Here is a 16142-nt window from a genome sequence, read left to right on the forward strand (position 1 = left end):
CGGAAGGTGTCAGGCAGGTTGGTGAGACGCCGCGCCAGGAGCTCTTCGCCGACGGCGCCACGTTCCCAAGCCTTCGTGCTCTGCGGGTCATCAGTGAGCGCGAGGATCAGCCCGCCGAGCTTCGGATAGTCGGTACGTATCCGCAGTTCCCGATTGTCTCGGCGGCGCTCGTATTCGCGTCGCGCGGGGCCCCAGCCTCGCCTGGGTCCACACCCGTGACCTCGACCGCGCAGTCGATACAGCGGACGGTTTTCGAGCCGCGCTCGTAGACCGCTTCCTCGCCTGCGGAAATCTGCCGGGTGCAGAGCCGGCACGTCCCGGCGTACCGCAGCCGCACGCGTTTGTCGTCCGGCCCCAGTTCCAGCGTCACGACGCGAACGTACCAGCCCGGTTCGCCTAGAGATTGCCGAACATGAGTCGGTAGCAGTGCACGAACTGAATCGTGTGGCGGGTCTTGTTGATGTAGTTCTGCGTGAGTTGCTCAAGTTCCTCGTAGTCCAAGTCCTCCTCGTCGCAGATCTCACGAAAGTCTTCGAGTTCGACCCGAAAGTCCTCAAGCATTCCTGCGTGGACTTCGTCTTCGCTGTAACCGCGCCAGTTCCACACGTCAACGGCGATTTGGCGGTCGCGGATCCGGTGGCACATCACGCAGAGCGGGCCGTAGTCCGCCGGATCCGGTGAGTCGCGAACCATGCTGGAACTCCCTCGCAGAGTCCCTTCAAGTTCTACTGGCTATGTGTTCCGATATGCCCAGTGCGCTGCCGGGTCGCCGCAGTTTAGGCACGAATGCGTCGATGCGGGGCCGCGGACACGACGGATGTTGTGGTGGGCCTGCTCGTAAGTGACCAAGACGCCCTCTCCGTAAGAAGGGCAATACCGGCGGAGATCTCGATATCGGAGGTGTCTCGGCCGATGGCGCGACCGTGGTCCGCTATCGCGCAACGTTTCGCACGCAGTGGATCGGAGTCGATCCCTATTCGTGCATAGCGCGGTAGGGAGCCGGACCGAGGGCGAAACATCACGACGAGTTGAAGCTCGACGCAATGTCGGGATCTGTGTCGGAACCCACGGCGTTCTGGGACTGGCCGGGCCACAACGCTACGGATTGCCGGTATTCGGTGGCCTCAGCGTCTTCGCGGAACTCGAGGATGTTGCCGACCTTCTGGAGAAGCACATCACGCACTTCGGCTGGAGTGGTGAAGAAGAACTCCTTGCGCGTGTTCGCTCGGTTGAGCGCCCGGTCCGCGAAGTGGCGATGCAGTTCGGCCTCCAACGACACGGCATCCTCGGAAAAGTACAGCGCGTGGGTGTCGAACCGGAATGGGACTGAGGCGCCCCCCAACTCATAGATCCGCTCTCTGGGCTCAAGTCGGCGAGTGAGCCCGATCTTCACGACGTCAGGGCCGAAAGCGCCCTCGTTCGAGATGACGTAGACGTATCCAGCGCGGATGTTCGCGGCGCGGTAGTCGTTCAGGGCGATCGCCGCGTCAACGTCGTTGAGCCGCGCGATGAGCCCGAGATCGTCTTCACCCTTGGCTCTGAGCGCGTCGAGCATGTTCGCCAGGTGTGCGCGTTCTTTGTCGAGTCGGGCGCGCTCCTCCGCAAGTTCCTTCTCCACGCGACGTTCCTCACGGAGACGCGCCCTTTCGTCGCGTTCGGCCTCGCGTTCCTCTTGCTTCTTCATGAGCCAGTCCGCTGTCAGTTCAACTTCCTCGACGCGGAGGCTGTGAAAATTGTCGCTGATGCGCATCTCCATGAGGCTTCCCAGCTTGGCGATCGCGTTGCGCGAGGCCTCCAGTCGGCGTTTCGAGGTGACGACGTTGCCGAGCCGGAGTGAGCGAATGGAATTGTCGGCTTCTGAGTTGTATGCCCGGAGCATCAGTTTCGCCAGGTCGTCGGTCATCCGGCGTCCTTGCGCGAGTGAGTTGTTGAACGTGAACATCTCGGACTTGATGATCGCTCGCCCAGACTTGACCAGGTCTGCGATGCGCGACTCTAGTTCGGTCAGGCGGTCTCGGTAGGCGGCGGCTGTCTCGAGCGGGTGGTGGTAGCGGTAGATGCCGACGTCCTGGAGCACTCGCGCGTCGCTCAACTCGACGTAGTCGTCGGCACGCAACTGGGACAGTTGCGCCTGGAGCGCTGCGTTCTCCGCTTCCAGATAGCTGACACGGCTCGCAGCGGTTGGTGCCGAATCGATCGCTACCGACTCCTCGGTGCTGTTCGCCGGCGGAGTGGGCACGGGTTCAGCGGTTTCGGCCGAGGCATCGGTCGTCGGAATCCATAGGACCCACCCCGTGGGTGGCTCTGGCCAGTTCGGATCTGGCGTCCAACCCGCAGGCGGTACCCATCCCGTTGGTGGTTTCGGCCAACCAGGAGGAGGGTTGAAGGTCAGATTCGAGGCCGACATCAGGTGCGTCGAACGCCGCTGGTGGAGATCGGAACCAGCCCCTGTGGGTTCTTCGACAGGGCAGCGCCCAGATGCTCCAGGGTCAGCGCAGGGACGACGGCTGACAGGTCGATCTCGTCGAAACGTTCCCGCGACGTTGCGACGGCCACGAACGGGACGTAGGTGGGCTTGCCCGTTGCCGGATTGGTGGTCTCGGTGCCGAGTTCGAGGGAGATGCTGCTGATCAGTCCGCGCCGGTCGGCTTCGAACACCTCATGAAGCGAACGCAGCGCCACGTTCTGCACGATGCCGTTGTAGCGGTCTTTCGTGTCCTTCTGCGTTGCGGCCACAGCGGTGATCTCGTCTGTGGTCTTCGTGTACCGATAGTTCTTGGTCGCGGGAATCTTGTCCGGGCCGGGGATGAGGACTCGTATGGTCAGCTCGGCCGCCGCCGGGTCGAAGGTCGCGGAGTGAGTGACAGGGAACCACTCGGGGTACACCGAGTTGGCGAGCACGATCCCGACGTACTCCTGAACCGCATCCACGGTGCCGTACCCCAACCCTGCGATGAGCTGGTCAAGAGCTTCGTTGCTTTCTCGCGCGTCGGCCTCCCGCTGTGCGGATTCTGCCTCGTAGGTCGCGAGTTCCTTCGCGAGCTCCTGGACACGCATTCTCTCCAGGTGCTTGTGCTGCGCATCCTGAGCGGCTCTCTGCTCCGGGAGTGCGTCGACCGCCGCTTTCCAGACCCAATAGTCCTTTGCGTATTGCTCCTCGACCGCCGCGAGCGCCTCGGCTTCCTTCTTCTTTTTTCCGAACAGCCCCGTGACTGCCTCAGGGGTTTGCTTCATAGGGAGCGGGGGGTCTGGTATCGGAGCCGGCGCGGGGACTGGCATTCGAAGGCTCTCTTGAGCGAACGGAGGATGCACGACCACTGTGCGCAGGCTCTCCAAGTCAACGAAGTCGTCGACATCGAGAGTCGCCTTCAAGAGCCCGTCCAGAATCTCGTACTTGCTCTTCAGGTCCCCGTTGAGCTCGTCGGTCTCCGCCATCCGGGCTGCCGCGTGCGCGTCGGCGGCCTCCTTCTCCAACCGCTTTCGGTCCGCTTCCGAAGCACGAGCGGCGGCGAGCCTCGCCCGCTCAGCCGCACGTTGCGCCTGCTCCGTCCGTCGCTCCGCGGCCGCGTACTGGCGTAACGCAGCCTGCTGCCTTTGGTCTGCCAGTCGCGACTGGTGCTGAATCTCCGCGAAGAAACCCCGTCGACGTGCCACACTGCCCTCCACGCTCTAATCTGCGCTGAGTCTAGGAGGTCGGGCTCCCTGCTGCTTGCCCATCGGCGAAGAGGGGTCCATTACGAACAGCAACGTATCCACCAGTCGACGCTTCTACATGCAATGCGCGTCGGTCACACGGTAGGTGTAGCCGTCACTTCCGCCCTGCGGGAACTTCAGCTCGACCGCCGAAGCATGCTCGGGATCGAGTGCTCCCGTGATCGCGTTCGCGTAGCTCACAACGACGCCGTCGGCGGACTCGAGGTTTGCAGCCACGTAGACGCCTGAGGGGCAGTCGCGAGCGACGGCAAGTCCCAGCCAAGCGCACCCCAGCATCGTGCTGCAGTCCCCATCGAGGTGCTTGTAAAACACCTCACTATCCGCAGTCGGGGACGGTGTGAAGCCCGCCGCCTGTGCCTTAGTGTTCGCTTCCTGACGCGCTCGGGCGTCCTGCGCCGCAGCCAGTCGTGCCGCGTTCGCCTCGGCCCGCGCCTTCTTCTTTCGCGCCTCCTCGGCCGCGACCGCTTCGTCATGCTTCTCTCCGAGCGCCGTCATGACCGAATGCTCCGCCTGCGCTGCCGCGAGCTGGTTGCGTTCGATCACGAGGAATCCGACGGCGGCGAGACAGGCGAGCGCCGAAACGACAACCATCCCAAGAGCGACACGTCGGGTCATTCCGCGCCACTTCTTGCGCTCCGCGGACGCGAAGACGAGTTCCCAGCGATCCGGGTCGTGTCCGTGAGTCATTCGCTGATCTCATTTCGAATCTCGTCGGTTCGCTGCGACAGCGCGTGCTGTTCCTGCAGCGTCAGGACGGCACCCGTCCCCGCCACCACGCCGACCAGAACGAGCACCGCCGATGCGACGAACCATGCCCATGGGTGCCCTACGCGCCGTCGTCCCCAGGGTTCGGACGTCACCACCCCCCTGCGCTGACGCACTCCGTCAGCTTCAGTCTCAAGGCGATGCTCGGCATCCTTGGTAGCTACCCAAGAGCCACTCCGCGGCGGGCGCACGTTCCACTCACGGATGTAAGCGATCTCGTAGTCCGTCAGGTACCAAGGCCAGCCGTCGTCGGGCTCCGGGTTCTCCCCGCGAACCACGAGAACGTCAGCAGCGTCGTCTGTCATGATGGTCCTCCCCAGAGACCTCGCGAGACGAACATAGCGGCTGGCGACGACGGGCTTGCAATAGCCACGCGCCTCCCCGTTCGAATCAATCACGTCGTAGTGAAATGCGGAGCCTTGTTTGGCAAAGTCCTCGGACAGCCCGCGGACATGACCGGTGCTGCGAACGCGTGAATGAGCCAGACGACGAACTCGGGGCGCCCGACCAGCGTGTCTCGCTGGCCATCCACGTGCGGACGGTGACCGCGTCCGACGCATCTGACACGTTTGGCGCCATCCCGCTGCCGCCGTCATCGCGGCGTGCTTGCAAGCGCAGGCGGCGGTCCCGCGCGGTCGGGGTTCGCGATGGCGGTCGGCCGATCGCCGCTTTCGGTGGACTCGCGGCCGTGGTACCTCGGGGCTCTGGGTGAGCTGCGGGTCGCAGCGCAGCTGACGAAGCTCGGCCCGGACTGGACGGTGCTGTACTCCGTACCTGTCGGTGGCCGCGGAAGCGATGTCGACCATGTCCTTCTGGGTCCCGCCGGCGTTTTCACGATCAACACGAAGTTCCACGAGGACGCCCGCATCTGGGTGGCCAGCAAGCGGCTGCTCGTCAACGGGCAGAAGACCGACTATCTGTGCAACTCTCGCTACGAAGCGCAACGAGTCTCCCATCGGGTGACCGCAGCGGCAGGTGTACAGATCGACGCCCACCCCACGATAGTTCTCGTCGGTCCCCGCAGCATCACCATCCGCGAGCGACCAACTGATGTCGCCGTGCTCCGCGACACCGAACTCGTCCGATGGCTGAACCGCCTCCCCACCACGCTCGACAACGAGGCCCGCGGCCGCATCACCGCGGCCGTCACCCGCCGGGAGTCTTGGGACGGCGGGCACGGGCGCGCGCCCGAGGTGGACGAAGCAGCATCCGCCGACCTCCGCCGCAAGGTTACCCTGGCGCATCGCGTGCGCGTCGCGTGGGCGACCGCTACTCTGCTCGGAATCCTCACGATCGCGGGAACGTTCGCGATCAATGCCTACTCGACGCTGCTCGGGTGACGACGGTCGTTCGATCCCGTTCGGGCAATGAAGCGCGAGGGACGTTGCCGCGTAATCCGATCCTTCAACTCGCCGCATCAGCTCCAGGATGGGGGTATGAACGAGCGATCGCGAGTGACGATGAGCAAGCGCGCGAGTTGCGGCTAACCCTGCCACGCGAATCCACGACTGACACAGTGGTGGCCACCAGCGCGGCTGTCGCCCTCGGCGTGTTGCCGCTGATCGGCTCTGCGCTATCGACGACGTTCCAGTCGGCCGTTCAAGCGGTGAGTCAGCGCGAGATGGAAGCATGGCTCGCGCGGATGGCCGAAGTCGTCGACTCCCTTGCCCACCTCACAAACCTGCGGGTCGACGGCGTGGTTGGGGATGGGCAGTTTTATCAGTCCTTGGTGCGCGCGTCACGTGCGGCGCAGGAGACCACGGACGCGACGAAGCTGAATCAGATTGAGGCGGGAGTCGCGCACAGCGGGTCTTGGACGCAGCGTCCGCCCCTTCTCGAGCGCACTCTGATGAGACTCTTGGTCCAGTTTGAGCCTGAGCAGGTCGAGTTCCTCCAGCTCGTTAACGACCCGCGGCGATACGCGCTCGCCCATCCTGAACTCGGTGAGAAGTTCTCCCTGCACGATGTCTACAAGCAGGTACTTGGTGTCGCCGACGCGGGGTCTTTTGAGATCATCGGCCGCCAGCTCAACGACCTCTACATGTCCGGTATGATGCGAGCGGGCTTTGGGCCAACCTTCGTGCCGCTGCGTGAGAACAAGGGGGAGTTCGCCCTCACCGACCTGGGCATCGAGCTCGTGAGGTATTGCGCGCGAGTCAGGGAATTCCCTGCCGAAGGCCGGTCATGATCCTCGATCGGGCGCGGCGCGCGAGCGGGGCCGACTCGTGCTCGCGAGATCCCATCCGGCTACTCGTTCATCAGATCGGTGATCGAGTCGTCGGCGTAGATGGCAGCGAAGAGCGCGTACTGGGCACCCGACCATCTTGAGGTAGGTGAGGCCTCGATGCTCGTGCACGGGTTCTCGACGGGGTAGTCGTCCACCAGGTGTAAGGCTTCGCGCGCGTCGCGGGAGCCTCGGGGATGCCAGAGTAGGCGCATGGAGATTCAGCGGGTCCGCGTATCGACGTTCAAGTCGCTTTACGACGTTGAAGCCCGGCTGGATCACCTGTCCGTGATCACTGGGCCAAACGGTTCAGGTAAGAGCAACCTCGTGGACGCGCTCATGTTCTTGGGTGACACCTACCGCCACGGACTGGAGTTCGCCGTCAGTCGCGCGGGCGGCTACGAGAACGTCGCATACAGAAGGACGCGGAGAGCGAAGAAGGCCGTCTCATTTGAGGTAGATGTGTCGATGAGCGCCGCCGACCTGTCAAGCTCCAGAAATTACTACTTCATGCGTCGACACGACGACAAGCCCTTTCCTGCTGGCCTCGACCTGCGGTTGCGGCACACTTTCAGCTTTCGCGCTTCTTCTCAGAAGTTGCTTGCTGATTTCGAAGTGGTCCATGAGTCTCTACAACTGTTCTCAGCTGACGACGAACCGGTACTCGATGTGCAAATAACTCGCGATGGTATCGTCACGCAGTGGGGGAACGTGCGTTCGAGCGGCCTGAGGCGCCCCGACGTGACTGTGATGTTCCGACCCTTTCTCGACAAGGAGTTTGACTGGGAGAAGTGGGGGAGAAAGCCTGGCCCCACGGAGCTATCCACAGACTTCTTGCGATTCATGAATGTGGCGTCGCTCATGGCGGACCACGTCGAACAGATTCGTGTGTTCCAGCTATCGCCACATCTGTCGCGCTCTTCCGGGGTGGCGACACCAAATGCAGAACTGGGCAGACATGGAGAGAATCTCCCTGGAGCTGCGCACAATCTCCGACGACGAGACAGCGACTCTTGGTCGAAGATCGAATCTGCGATGAGGGCGGTCGTCCCTGGGCTGCAATCGATCACGACGATACCCACCGAAGATCGGCGACTAGCTGTGCAGTTCCGCGAGGCAGGAGTTGGGCGCGCGTGGAACGCCTCTGAGGTTTCAGACGGGACTATTCAGACGTTCGCGTTACTCGTGGCATTATTTGACCGCCGAGCCACGCTGCTCATCATCGAGGAACCGGAAAACGCACTTCATCCTTGGATTCTTCGTCAGGTGCTCGACCTTGCCAAGGCCACCGACAAGCAAATCCTGTTTACGACGCATTCACAGGTGGTACTGGATTACATCGACCCCGAGGTGGTCCAACTGATGTGGATGCGGAGGGGCCACAGTCAGTTGCGCCAATTCATCGGCATTGACCCGGAGTTGGCGGATGGTCTCGTCTCTGGGCGGCTTTCCACGTTCGAGGTCTACGACAGTGGCCTCTTTACAGAAGCGGTGCCGCGAGGCTTTGTGGAAGTCGGGGCGGAAGAGGAAGACGAGTGAGGAAGATCGCCATAATCACCGAGGGCGAAAGCGAATGGGGTGCGCTTCCGACGCTTTACCAACAGCTTCGCGACGCTACTGGCGCCTCGTTCCTGCACCCGATCTTGTTGAAGGTTCAGCCCGACGGACCACCTGCGAAGATCGCGCGAGAGTGTAAGACGGCCTTCAAGCTACTGGCTGAGAAGAGGGTGACCCTGGTCGTCGTCGTGTTGGATCGGGAGGAGCGCTCTGAGCCTGCGGGCGAACTGGCGCGTCAGATCGAAGATGCAATCCGAGACGCATGTCACTTCTCGTTCGACCTTGCAGTGGTCATGAAGGACCGCGCCTTCGAGAATTGGGTAGTTGCCGACCTGGACGCGTTGCGAGCGCAACCAAGCCGATTCAACGTGACCGCGGCGGTCGAACGCGCCGTCTCGCCAGATAGGGCAGACCGCATCGCGGCCCTGGACCAGTTGAAGCGGGCGCTGCGAGGATCGAACGTCACTTACGACAAGAGGCAGGACTCGAAAAGGACCTTCGAGAAGGCGGATGTCCTGCGCATCGCCGCGAACAGTCGGAGCTTCCGTCACTTCCTCCATACGGTGGGGCATCCCAGCTACGCGACACAGTGTCAGGCGATGGCCTGAACGTGGGTCCTAGTTCGGGGCGTCCCAGAACCTATCCACATTCCCAGGGAATGTGACGGATGTGGGTGACACACGTTCTTCCCGCCCACGCTCGGATGACTGCCAGGCATATCCCTCGCGGCGCGGGTTGACTGGCCTTGCCCAGGGGGCTTGGACGTACGCGGGTCCGGGGAGCGATCCGCAATTCGAGCTGTTGGCCCCGCGAAGGCTCCGGGCTCCTCACCTTAGATTGACGGCTCACTTGTCAGACTCTCGAGAGCCACAAATGGAAGGAACTCAATGCCCCTAAGCGAGCCGGTTCGAAGCGAAGCAGTCGTTTATGCGCGCCAGGACCTGCCGGGAGACATCGACTGGCACGTGCATTATTTCGGCTTCGTCAGCGACATTGACCTTCGTCGACGGATCGGGCAGGAGTTTTACGCAGCCAGATACCTCTACAAGCTATGGGAGGGTCTGCGGATCAGCGAACACTGGGCGTTACAGGCGCAGGTTCAGCTGCAGGTCCAGCAGTACGCCTCCATCTACGAAGCTCTGATCCACCATCTATTGTTCACCGAGGCGGCGGATGAGCCGGAGGTTCGACGACTGTTCGAGTACCGGACGCTCGTCGAGCGACCGCTCCCGGGCCACGTCATGGACAAGATTCGCAATCTCGACGCGGCGGATGCTGGCGCGATCGTGGGCGCAGTGCAAGCGACCAGACGAACCCAAGAGTCGAAGATTCGCTTCGATAGCAAGGTTGCAGCGGCAGTCGCGCTGGGGATGATCGATGGGGATATGGGTAGTGAGATCGCGGGCTTTTACACTGCCCGGAACTACATCCACATCCACGCGGAACTTCGGCAGAACGACCTTGATTGGCAAGTCTCATTTGCTCGCGACGCATATCGCCGCCTTCACCCGTTCAAGTCGCAGGTCACGAGTTGGCTGGAGGGGAGAGGTCGCGGACTCGCAGTCTGACTCGCGCGTAGCTGGCATCGCTTGCTGGCACCGGTCGTCCCGCGCGCATGCCGGGCCCTCGCGGCAACAAGCCAGGAGATTCTGTGCGCGAGGCGGAGATCTACCCCGATAGCCCGTAGATCCCGCCGGAGCTTCTTCTCGTTGAACGCTCGCCAACCAAGCGCCTTTACATCCCGATCGCGCGCCCCGTACTCGGCGCCCCAACCACCGGCCCGGTTGCCGTCGCCGCCTCCCGGTTCCGCGCCGCGCGTCGCATCTCCGCCTGGGCAGCGCGCACAGCATCCTGGATCGTCGGCTCCGGAGTGCCGCGCTGCATCGACTCGGCGAGGCAGTCGCGGGCCGCGGCATCCGTCCGCGCGACCACGATTGCGACGTTGCTCAGCCGACCGCGCGTGAGGCCGACATAGAGTCCCGCGGCATCCACATCCGGCCCGACCACCGACGCATCGGCGGTGTCGCCCTGCACGCCGTGGACGGTGGACGCATACGCGAGCTGTAGGTGCTCGCGCGCATACCCGGCAGACACTCGCCGCAGTTCGCCGCTGTCGCTCACGGAGACAAGCGACACGTACTCGTCGCGGATGCCGCGCACGATCCACTGCGCGCGATTCTCGACTCCCGTGAGCCGGTCGTTGCGACGGGTCTGCATGGTGTCGCCGACGAGGATCCGTTGCTCTCCCATTCCCCACGCGACGACGCGAACGTCAAGTTCGCCCTGATCGACTCGCCGCTGCTGGATGGCTTCGTTTATCGCATCCGCTTCAGCATTGCTACTGGAAGCCAACGCACCCGCTTGCCGCGCGCGTGCCACTCGAAGTACGCGTCGATCATCCGCTCACGCGCCGCATCGTGATGATCGACCCGCTCGACGTCGCCGCGTTCCGCCAGCTCACCGCCAACTGCCAGCGCATGCTCGCGATCACTCGCAGCTCGCAACCGGAGCGTGAGCGCCGCGTACTCGGGATCGCGGAATCGCTGCACCGTGTCGAGCTCAACCGCGGCGTTCGCGTGCCGAATCGCCGAACCCATCGCACCCGCATGCCCGACCGGCAGCGCCTGGTGCGGGTCACCAACGAACGCAAGCCCGACCCCCTGCTCGATCGCGAGGTCAACGAGGACGTTCGCGGTCTGCAGGTCGAGCATCCCGGCTTCGTCGACGACGATCCGGTCGCGAGAACGCAACACGTACTGCGTTGGTCCGCCGTATACAGTGCCCGCGTTGGGATCGACTTCTCCCACTCGAAGCCTGGTCCACACTTTCGCGCCAGCCTCGTCGGTGCCCCATCGGTAGCCGTGATCCGAGAGCAGGGCATGAATACTGGATGCCGCGGCTCCGACCTCGCGAGACGCCACCGATGCCGCCTTTCGCGTGGGAGCAACAACGAGCATCCGCCGCTGTTGCGACGTGAGCGCCGCGAACGTAGCGCGGAGCATCGTCGTCTTGCCCGCGCCTGCGGAGCCGGTCACCGTCACGAGCCCGTCCGTGCCGGCGACGGCGCTCGCGGCAACGCTTTGCGACGCATCCAGTTCCAACAGATCCTCGTTCGGTGCGAACCGGTGCAACTCGCTCGGCAACAGGGAGCGCCCCGGTTGGGCGAGCACGTCCAACCGGCCGGCGAGGCGCACCTTGGCGCGAACGGTTTCGGTCGCCATGAACGCCTTCACGTGCGCCGGCGGATCGTCTGCAACGAGCTGGTAGACGGCACCCGTCGCGCGCTCTGTGATCTCGGCGATCACGCTATCGAGCCGATCGCGCTCCGCAACGACGCCCGTGCGGGATAGTGCGCAGTGCGCCCGCGCGGATGTCGAAGATGCTGAACCTCCTGCCGCATGAGGTGGACCGTTCGCCCGCGTCGACGACCGCTTGTGCGGCAAACAGATCGAGGTCGACGGCCCGCAGGTGTGTTGCAGCAACAGGAATAGGTGCGCGAGGCGTAGTCAGACGCGGGTCGATCGCTGCGATCTCGTCACGGACGCGCGCCTCCCAAGACGCCTCATCGAGATCGGCCGGCTTGTTCGGTCGCGCCACCGCCCACGCGCGTCGGTCGATCTGTTGCAGCACCTCTGCGCTCGGCGCCGATCCGGCGTGGCCCGCCGACCACTCCCCGATCAGGCGCGCGCGATTCGCCTCGATCTGCGCCGACCGGCGCGAGAGCGGGCGGACGGCGCTGGCGAGTTCGGTGATCTCGCCCGAGTCGTCGAGTCTGTACCCATGGCGCGCAAGAGCGGCGATCCACGCGGGATCTGTGCGGGCCGCGAGCTCGCCTTCGGCGTTGACGACGGTGTGCAACTTCATCGCGACGCGCGAGTCGAGGTTCGACCACTTGCCGTCCGCGCCAAGCACCTTGATGTTCAGCCAGAGGTGGCGGTGGATGTGCGGGTCGAGCGCCCGGGATCGGCGGTGCTGCAGCTCGACGACCTCGATGCGCGTGATCTCCTCGCGGACGAGCCCACCATGCCCGCGCCGCGCGTTGAGCTCGGTCTGCCAGGTGAGCAGGATGCGCTCACGCAGCCGATCTTGCAGCGCTTCGAACTCGGCAGCGAGTTCCGGATGCAGCAGCGCGGCGATGCTGTACGACTTCGGATGGTTGAGCGTCCCGTCGAGCAGAAGGTCGGCGTCGGGGGTCAGCCGCTGGTGCCCTCGTTCCTCGCCGGTGATGGGATCGTGCCCGGTGATCCAGACGCGGAGACCGCCGGCCGTGCGTTGGCCAGTCCTGATGACGCCGTTGTCGACGATGAACCGAGAGACGGTTGAATCGGATGCTGCGCCATACGCCTCGAGCGCGTCGACGCCCGTTGAGTGGGGCATGTGGGCGTCGCACGTGCCCTCGAGAGCGTACGAGATCGCGTGCCGAATCCCGCGTGATTCAACCCCTCTCTTCCAACGCTCAAGGCCCCCTCGCATTGCGCCAGAGTAGGCTAGGTTTTGGCAGCTATCCAGGTATTTTTCTGCGTTGCAGGTAGCTGTAGCAAAGCGGCTTCAAAGGGCGTCGTCCACTGTGGGTGCCTGTGCATTGGTGTTGTCTCTCTGTCCTTCGAACGCGGGGTCAGCGTCGGCCTAGGACCGCCGCTGGATGGCCAGCCCCTCCTCCTTTCGATCAAGCGCCGTCGTCGGCGGTACTGCCAGTCCCGTTCGTTGCTGGAGCGTTGCTGGGGCCGTTTGTGCTCGACTCGAACGCCGCTCGGCGTCGCCATCTGGACGTCGCCGCGCTCGTGGCCCTCAGACCACGCACGAAGAACGAGTCGACTGGCTTGCGGGCGGACGTCAGTCTTCGTGCCTGGGACGCTCGGTCGCGAGAAGGTGCAGCGCGTCCGGTCCCGGATACGCTGCAAGCGTGTCCCTACAACCCGATCTCTACGATCTCAAGTTCACGTTTGAAAAGCGCTACGGCGAGATCCTGGGATTCCAGCGATTAGTGTTGCTCGGACTTCCACAGGCGCTCGAACAGGCGTGGGACGACGCGAAGACCTATGGCAACTACGCCTACGACGCTGACGAGGGTGACGTCGATTCAGTGATGCACAGCCGCGTGCCAACTACTGATGATGAGGTCAAGAAGCATCTCGGTATCATGCTTGTCGTTCGAGCAGTCGCTCTCGCGGAGTACACACTGGCACACATCGCGGCGACATTCTTTCTCTCCCCAGAAGAAGTCGTCTTCAAGGACCGCAAGGCGTGGCGGTGGGGGAGCGCCGAGCAGTTCTACAGCACGGCTCTTCGGCAGCCATTCAAGCTAAACGCGTTCGGCTTCAATGCAATCTCCGCACTCCGCAATTACTACGCACATTCATACGGCGTCTTCCAAGACGCCGCCGACGCAAGGCAACAGCAAACGCGGATCGCCAAGCTGGTGGGCGCTTCAGAACCCTCATTGGAAGAGCGGAATCTCCGATACAGCGACAGCCTCGCGATCGTCTCGACTGGGTCGGGCTGGGACCAGTTCGCGCCTGTCGTCCAACTCGGCGATCTCGCCACATTCCGGCTCCTTGAAATCACTAAGAAGACCGTGCTCGCCGCATTCGACGCCGCTTCTACCGGACTGCTGGCGGATGAGGAGTTGGCTCGAAGCAAGTTCGTAAGGAGATGGCAGAAGGACCACACTCCACAGGAGCAGCCCCACTCTCAACCGTGACGGGGTTGCTCCAGCTCTGAGTGTCTCCCGTATCCTTGCGTGGTCCTGGGCCGGCCGCCGCGCAATCAGTCGACTTGGTTGATTCCTTCCAGCGACGATGCGAGCGTCGAAAGCCGAAGAGCAATCGTAGTTGCCGGCTCAACCGCGAGGTAATGGTTTCCGCGGAGAGCGACGCCCGCGACGAGTGGGGATGCTAGAAGATCAGCAGCGACTCGGAGATCTTGCTTGTCGGCTTTGATTGCGAACTGATCGCGGATGGCGCGGTACATTCCGTCGAGATCAAGTCCCGCAGTGACGTTGGGGTCGTTCTCTTCGGCTTCGCGCAACAGGACGGTCAGGACGATCCCCACCAGTCCCGCTGTCGCGCTCTGCAGAGACACAGATCGGATAAGGGCCTCATGACCGTCATGGCCTTCGAGAAGGTTCTGGAGGTCTGCTCGTCCGAGCGGGGTCGTGGCATGTCGACGTACGAGCGATGCGAGGAAGTCGGTCGTGATCAGCGCGATCTGCTTGTCTGTCGCCCAGCTCGCCAGCCGCCCAGCGAAGCTGGGTCCCACGATTGCCGCAAGCGATGCTCCGTGCTTGCGCTTGTGCTCTTCGATGGCATCGAGCTTGACAGCGTTCTCGCTAACGACACCGTGAATCGACGACTTGGCATCGATGATGGCGACGATTCTCTCTGCCGGTTGGGTGCCGATCTCAGCCAAGACATCGGTGTTCCCGGGACCTCCGACAATCTTGGCAGTCGCCCCCAGGTAGTTCAGTGCAGCAGCGACCGCCCGCTCAAGTCGTTGCGGCTGCTCCGATCGTGTGCCTGCTGCCTCCAACTCCCCAGCGAGCTCTTCCGCAGTTGGCCGAGGTTCACCGGCGACGGCCGGCGTGGAGGACTCGTCCATGCCGTCGATGGCAGTGCGGCGAAGCGGAAGCGAATCGGCTAGCTCGCGCCCAAGCGCAGTGCTGGCATACCGCGCATACCCGATCTCACGGATCGCACCGACTGCGAGCAGGAAGGGAAGGATCCGCGCTACGGCGAGCGCGGATGTGCTTCCGTCGCCATATCGCGCATTGATCGCCAGGGCCAACGCTGGGGCACGGTTCGCCTCGTCGATCAGACGGATCACTTCGCCCACAGGGAACGTCTTGGCGTGAAGGATTCGCACCAGGTCGATCGCGGATCCGGATTCGAGCCACTCACGAGCGACAGTACTGGCGACAAAGGTGAATCGACCTGTCGGCTCGAATAGCCCACAGCCCCGGAGAGTCCCGAGCGAAGACTTGGCACTACTGTCGCTCAGGTCGAATGTCACGCGAGTCTTTGAAACGAAGCCGTCAATCGAGATCGGGTCGACCGCGAGCTCAGTGAGGGCAGCGATCGACTTTTCAACTGGGCTGTCAGGATTGGCCGGAAGGTAGCCGAGCCCACGGCGGCGGACTTCGTCGATTCTCGGGTCCGCGGCAAGGGTCATGACCAGGGCTTCTATCGCCGGCCCGGACGCCGGCAGTGGCAGCCGAGCTGACTGGTCGCTCTCGTCGTGGCCGTCGATCACATGTAAGGGCAGATCTGAGAGAACCTCTCGGCCACTGTCCGTAATCGCATAGAAGTTGTTGTAAAGCCGCTCCGCGAACCCCAGCGACATGAGCCAAGTCATCCGTCGTCTGACCTGGTCCCGGCTGCGCCAATCGAGTCCGTACTCGTCGTTCGCCAGGTCGTGCAATTCGATCATTTCGCGCGGTCGATCGCGGATGGCGGAGAGGAGCTCGCCCACGAACTTTGCTCTCGCGTGGATCTGGCGCAGTAGAAGATCCGGGGCGGGGTCTTTCAACCACTCGCGACCGAATTTCCCAACCTCAACCTGGCGTTCGGGCGTCCTGGTCAGGAGATCGAAAGGCGCCAGCTGATTCGCGTATTGCCCCAAGGTGTATTGCGTGGCTGACCCGGGGTTCGCGAAGGTCGTGTCTCTTGGAAGCGGCCCGGACTGGTTCAGCCACTCCAGTAAACGAATGAGCTGATCTCGCCACCCTCCGGTTGGGCTCGGGAGAGTGGGTACCGCACCGACTCTGGCCAACCAAGGCAGCACTTCGCTCTCTGTTTCCATAGGTGGACGATACCTTCCCACATGGCCATGCAAGCACGCGGCCTACCGGATCCACGCGCTTTCGCCAAACCGACAGTGGCGCGAG

At 63.3% G+C, this 16142-nt stretch carries 17 protein-coding genes; 6 read left to right on the top strand and 11 right to left on the bottom strand.

Annotated features, from left to right (window positions below; genetic code table 11):
• Window positions 1–106 precede the first annotated feature (106 nt).
• The 6 genes from FHS08_RS16665 to FHS08_RS01230 form a co-directional block, all read right to left on the bottom strand.
• The gene (locus FHS08_RS16665) at window positions 107–370 is read right to left on the bottom strand and encodes a hypothetical protein (protein ID WP_243847182.1); all 264 of its coding nucleotides are present in this window, start codon (window positions 368–370) and stop codon (window positions 107–109) included.
• Window positions 371–396: 26 nt separating this feature from the next.
• A complete protein-coding gene (locus FHS08_RS01210) occupies window positions 397–693 on the bottom strand; it encodes a hypothetical protein (RefSeq protein WP_167034732.1) in 297 nt (98 codons plus the stop codon).
• A gap of 325 nt (window positions 694–1018) precedes the next feature.
• On the bottom strand, window positions 1019–2407 hold the full coding sequence (locus FHS08_RS01215; protein WP_167034734.1) for an SNIPE associated domain-containing protein: 1389 nt from the start codon (window positions 2405–2407) through the stop codon (window positions 1019–1021).
• On the bottom strand, window positions 2407–3666 hold the full coding sequence (locus FHS08_RS01220) for a hypothetical protein (RefSeq protein ID WP_341800282.1): 1260 nt from the start codon (window positions 3664–3666) through the stop codon (window positions 2407–2409). Before FHS08_RS01220 ends, FHS08_RS01215 begins: the two co-directional genes overlap by 1 nt.
• Before the next feature lie 102 nt (window positions 3667–3768).
• Complete coding sequence (locus FHS08_RS01225) at window positions 3769–4401, bottom strand: hypothetical protein (RefSeq protein WP_167034736.1); 633 nt, start codon at window positions 4399–4401, stop codon at window positions 3769–3771.
• Window positions 4398–4784 (bottom strand): hypothetical protein, encoded by a 387-nt coding sequence (locus FHS08_RS01230; protein WP_167034737.1) that lies wholly within the window; start codon window positions 4782–4784, stop codon window positions 4398–4400. Before FHS08_RS01230 ends, FHS08_RS01225 begins: the two co-directional genes overlap by 4 nt.
• A gap of 342 nt (window positions 4785–5126) precedes the next feature.
• On the opposite strand from FHS08_RS01230, the gene FHS08_RS01235 reads away from it, so the two are divergent.
• Window positions 5127–5819, top strand: a complete 693-nt coding sequence (locus FHS08_RS01235) for a nuclease-related domain-containing protein (protein WP_167034739.1) — start codon at window positions 5127–5129, stop codon at window positions 5817–5819.
• Window positions 5816–6667 (top strand): hypothetical protein, encoded by an 852-nt coding sequence (locus FHS08_RS01240; RefSeq protein ID WP_167034741.1) that lies wholly within the window; start codon window positions 5816–5818, stop codon window positions 6665–6667. Before FHS08_RS01235 ends, FHS08_RS01240 begins: the two co-directional genes overlap by 4 nt.
• 59 nt (window positions 6668–6726) lie before the next feature.
• On the opposite strand, the gene FHS08_RS17040 is transcribed toward FHS08_RS01240, so the two are convergent.
• Window positions 6727–6861: a hypothetical protein gene (locus FHS08_RS17040; protein WP_279587795.1), complete on the bottom strand. Its 135-nt coding sequence runs from the start codon at window positions 6859–6861 to the stop codon at window positions 6727–6729.
• A gap of 55 nt (window positions 6862–6916) precedes the next feature.
• Here FHS08_RS17040 and FHS08_RS01245 point away from each other — a divergent pair, with 55 nt between their 5' ends.
• The 3 genes from FHS08_RS01245 to FHS08_RS01255 all read left to right on the top strand — a co-directional run bounded on the left by FHS08_RS01245 (window position 6917) and on the right by FHS08_RS01255 (window position 9828).
• Entirely contained in the window at window positions 6917–8242 is a 1326-nt protein-coding gene (locus FHS08_RS01245) for an AAA family ATPase (protein WP_167034743.1), read from the top strand.
• Window positions 8239–8868: a DUF4276 family protein gene (locus tag FHS08_RS01250; protein ID WP_167034745.1), complete on the top strand. Its 630-nt coding sequence runs from the start codon at window positions 8239–8241 to the stop codon at window positions 8866–8868. Before FHS08_RS01245 ends, FHS08_RS01250 begins: the two co-directional genes overlap by 4 nt.
• A gap of 279 nt (window positions 8869–9147) precedes the next feature.
• On the top strand, window positions 9148–9828 hold the full coding sequence (locus FHS08_RS01255; RefSeq protein ID WP_167034747.1) for a hypothetical protein: 681 nt from the start codon (window positions 9148–9150) through the stop codon (window positions 9826–9828).
• 166 nt (window positions 9829–9994) lie between these two features.
• On the opposite strand, the gene FHS08_RS16670 is transcribed toward FHS08_RS01255, so the two are convergent.
• Genes FHS08_RS16670 through FHS08_RS16680 form a run of 3 tightly spaced genes read right to left on the bottom strand, consistent with a single transcriptional unit; the run spans window position 9995 to window position 12637 of the window.
• Window positions 9995–10612: a hypothetical protein gene (locus FHS08_RS16670; RefSeq protein ID WP_243847184.1), complete on the bottom strand. Its 618-nt coding sequence runs from the start codon at window positions 10610–10612 to the stop codon at window positions 9995–9997.
• Window positions 10576–11565, bottom strand: coding sequence for an AAA family ATPase (locus tag FHS08_RS16675; RefSeq protein ID WP_341800283.1), 990 nt, complete (start codon window positions 11563–11565; stop codon window positions 10576–10578). Before FHS08_RS16675 ends, FHS08_RS16670 begins: the two co-directional genes overlap by 37 nt.
• A gap of 1 nt (window position 11566) precedes the next feature.
• Window positions 11567–12637, bottom strand: a complete 1071-nt coding sequence (locus FHS08_RS16680) for a relaxase domain-containing protein (protein WP_243847186.1) — start codon at window positions 12635–12637, stop codon at window positions 11567–11569.
• 526 nt (window positions 12638–13163) lie between these two features.
• On the opposite strand from FHS08_RS16680, the gene FHS08_RS01265 reads away from it, so the two are divergent.
• A complete protein-coding gene (locus tag FHS08_RS01265) occupies window positions 13164–13961 on the top strand; it encodes a hypothetical protein (protein WP_167034749.1) in 798 nt (265 codons plus the stop codon).
• 65 nt (window positions 13962–14026) lie between these two features.
• Here the strand turns inward: FHS08_RS01265 and FHS08_RS01270 are convergent, their stop codons facing one another.
• On the bottom strand, window positions 14027–16057 hold the full coding sequence (locus tag FHS08_RS01270) for a hypothetical protein (RefSeq protein ID WP_167034751.1): 2031 nt from the start codon (window positions 16055–16057) through the stop codon (window positions 14027–14029).
• Between the last annotated feature and the right edge of the window lie 85 nt (window positions 16058–16142).

The organism is Microbacterium ulmi, from assembly GCF_011759705.1.
Taxonomy (GTDB): domain Bacteria; phylum Actinomycetota; class Actinomycetes; order Actinomycetales; family Microbacteriaceae; genus Microbacterium; species Microbacterium ulmi.

Bases quoted from the DNA above. Each gene is read 5' to 3' on its own strand.
- FHS08_RS01255 (WP_167034747.1), top strand. From the start codon at position 9,148: ATGCCCCTAAGCGAGCCGGTTCGAAGCGAAGCAGTCGTTTATGCGCGC.
- FHS08_RS01210 (WP_167034732.1), bottom strand. From the start codon at position 693: ATGGTTCGCGACTCACCGGATCCGGCGGACTACGGCCCGCTCTGCGTG.
- FHS08_RS01230 (WP_167034737.1), bottom strand. From the start codon at position 4,784: ATGACAGACGACGCTGCTGACGTTCTCGTGGTTCGCGGGGAGAACCCG.
- FHS08_RS01225 (WP_167034736.1), bottom strand. From the start codon at position 4,401: ATGACTCACGGACACGACCCGGATCGCTGGGAACTCGTCTTCGCGTCC.
- FHS08_RS01215 (WP_167034734.1), bottom strand. From the start codon at position 2,407: ATGTCGGCCTCGAATCTGACCTTCAACCCTCCTCCTGGTTGGCCGAAA.
- FHS08_RS01235 (WP_167034739.1), top strand. From the start codon at position 5,127: ATGGCGGTCGGCCGATCGCCGCTTTCGGTGGACTCGCGGCCGTGGTAC.
- FHS08_RS16680 (WP_243847186.1), bottom strand. From the start codon at position 12,637: ATGCCCCACTCAACGGGCGTCGACGCGCTCGAGGCGTATGGCGCAGCA.
- FHS08_RS01245 (WP_167034743.1), top strand. From the start codon at position 6,917: ATGGAGATTCAGCGGGTCCGCGTATCGACGTTCAAGTCGCTTTACGAC.
- FHS08_RS01270 (WP_167034751.1), bottom strand. From the start codon at position 16,057: ATGGAAACAGAGAGCGAAGTGCTGCCTTGGTTGGCCAGAGTCGGTGCG.